The sequence below is a fragment of the Paenibacillus zanthoxyli JH29 genome (assembly GCF_000520715.1).
Taxonomy (GTDB): domain Bacteria; phylum Bacillota; class Bacilli; order Paenibacillales; family Paenibacillaceae; genus Paenibacillus_AQ; species Paenibacillus_AQ zanthoxyli.
In genome coordinates this window covers 1-2686 of record NZ_ASSD01000297.1, presented here as the reverse complement: position 1 = coordinate 2686, position 2686 = coordinate 1, and the positions used below count along the sequence as shown (strand labels likewise).

The following is a 2686-nucleotide window of genomic DNA, read 5'->3' as shown; positions in this document are numbered from 1 at the left end:
CAGCCACTTGTCCGGCTGGGCGGGGAACAGCAGGCGCACATCCAGCCCCGAAAGAGCGGCCACTTGCAGCGCCGTGTAGATGTCCTCATCGGGGATAAAATACGGCGTGGCGATCCACACCGACTTTTTGGCCGAGGTGATCATGGAGAAGAAAATATTTTTGAGCGTCTGCCTCTCATTGTCCGGGCCGCTCGCGATAATCTGCACCGCCCCGCCGTCTCCGGTGTACCGAAGCTGCGGCGACAAATAATCCTGCTCCAAAATCCGCTCGCCGGTGGTATGCATCCAGTCCAGCAGAAAAATAATCTGCATCGTCCTCACCGCCTCGCCCCGAACAAGCATATGCGTGTCGCGCCAGAAGCCGTATGTTTTACTGCGGCTCAAATACTCATCTCCCACGTTGAGCCCGCCCATAAAACCGACATCGCCGTCGATGACCACTATTTTGCGGTGATTCCGGTAGTTGACCCGGCTGGAGAAAAAGCTCTTGGATCTGCCATACGCCGCCACCTGCACCCCTGCGTCGCTTAAAGCCTTCAAGAAGCCCCGGGACAATTGGATGCTGCCCACGGCATCATACATGAAGCGGACCTTGACGCCGGCGCGGGCTTTTTCAATGAGAATCTGCTGAATTCTGGTCCCGATCTCGTCAGCGCGGAAAATATAATACTCCATGTGGATGTGGTGCTTCGCCTGGCGCAGCTCCAGCAGGAGCGTCCCGAACGTCTCCTCGCCATTTGTCAGCACCCGCGTCTCCGAAGAGAAAGAGATCGGCGAACGCGCCAGACGCTGCGACAGGCCAAGCAGCTTGCGCTGTGTGGAATTAAACATCGACCAATCCTGATGCAGACGCAAGGCGTCGTTCTCAATCCGCTCATAGGCCATCAGGTCGCGTTGGGCCTTTTTGTCGTATTTGCGGCGCTTGAATACATTTTGCCCAAATAGGAAATAGAACACGAGTCCCACTACCGGAATCAGCGCAAGCAGCAGAATCCAGGCCATCGTCGCCGACGGGTTGCGGTTCTCCATAAATATGGCAAGTCCGATCGAAATGACCGTCAGTGTGGAAAAAATACTGATGATCGTACCGCCGGTGCTGCCAAAAATGCCAAAGCCAAAATAATAAAAGGCGAGCAAAGCTCCTATGATGATCGTTGACTGTATTCCTCTTCTCATTGGCACCCTACCTCTTCAGTTAATCACAACAGCTATGGAATACCATCATACATTTTACATGATAGATGACTTTCTTCCTATCATCATCGACCTAAAAACCGTAAATACGACAAAATTGTAACCTGATCCGTGCGGTTTCATCATAATAATCAAAGAGCGGGCGAGCCCGCTGCCGGACCTGGCGCAGATACGCTTCAGCATTGTCGTCCGGCCCGCAGCAGCCGTATAAACGGCAAAAAGCCATCCTCCGCTTGCTGCTGAAGGATGGCTTCATTATTATTTAGCTGCACACGGCTATTTAGCTGCACACGGCGTTGCATTGAGGTCGGCCCAAAAATGCCCGGAATCTCCAGGCATTCATCTCATAAATTATCGCTGGCAGAGACTAGCGCCGCAGCAGCGCTCTCCAGATAAGCTTTCCAGGACTCTAGCATATGTAGATCATAAGGAAGAAACTCTTCCAACATGCGGGATAACCCCCGGTACAGCGGGCTGTCGGTCGCTGAATTCAATCTTTCGCAGAATTCAGGCACCCAGAGCAGCAAATGCTCCCTGAGGAAGTTCTCCTGGGTGCTCAGCTGTTCCATCGCGCTTCGGGCGGAAAAGCTGTTATACAGCATACGATCGTGAAGCACGGCCATAAACTCCAGCTCGATGGCAATGTGATCGTCGGCTTCGTCGCCGCATTTTTTGAACACGATGCCTGCTGACGCATACACATCGGAAATTACGTTGCAGAATTCCTCCGCTTCTCCCAGCAGGGCCGCTTCTCTCGGCTTAAAGCCGATCACGGTTTCATCACGCATCAACCGGTCGTATTCCGCAGCTTCCTTCTCGCAGACCTTAAGAAGATCATGCGGATTCTGGCTGTGCAAGTAGAAGTAGCGCTTCAGCTCACGCCCTCCCTCCGACATCTCTGCAGCAGCGCCGATTTGCCGGTTGCTGCTCCACTGCGCGATTCGCGACAGAGTCGGTCTTCTTCCGAAAAATTCAGTAAACAGCTGGTATATAAATCCCCTGCTTTCCAGCCAATGGTTGAAGGCTTCCGAAACGTTAAGGGGAGGAACGCTCACTGTGGTCATTTATAAAATCCTCCTTTAAATAATCCGTCACCGCACATTCTGCGGCTCGATAATGAAAAGTTATCACGGCTTTATATTTTTATTATAGCCCGGATTGAAAACGCTTTTCGTGAGCATTCTATGGCGATTGGTCTGAATTGTCACATTCCTGTCAAATTTAAAGAGTTTCCAAAGAGTTTGCATTGACGGCATTACTGACAATCTTTAAAATTTGAAATATTACACTGAACGACGAAAGGGGAAAAATCCCTCCATGGAACCGCTGACAGACCCTTTTGGACGCGTACACGATTATATGCGCATTTCGGTTACAGACCGCTGCAATCTGCGCTGTATTTATTGTATGCCTGCGGAAGGAATGCATTTCCAGCCGCATGACGAGATCATGAGCTATGAGGAGATCGCCGCTGTCGTGAAGGCGCTCGCCC

General features: G+C 51.6%; 3 protein-coding genes. 1 reads left to right on the top strand and 2 read right to left on the bottom strand.

Annotation, left to right across the window (positions count from 1 at the left end; all coding sequences use genetic code 11):
* Positions 1-1176 (bottom strand): cardiolipin synthase (gene cls / locus L691_RS0110835; protein ID WP_025690522.1); only part of this gene is annotated, 1176 nt, incomplete at its 3' end.
* Between the two features lie 362 nt (positions 1177-1538).
* A complete protein-coding gene (locus L691_RS0110830; protein WP_025690520.1) occupies positions 1539-2258 on the bottom strand; it encodes a TorD/DmsD family molecular chaperone in 720 nt (239 codons plus the stop codon).
* A 253-nt stretch (positions 2259-2511) separates the two neighbouring features.
* On the opposite strand from L691_RS0110830, the gene L691_RS31965 reads away from it, so the two are divergent.
* Positions 2512-2686 (top strand): radical SAM protein (locus tag L691_RS31965; RefSeq protein ID WP_332249078.1); only part of this gene is annotated, 175 nt, incomplete at its 3' end.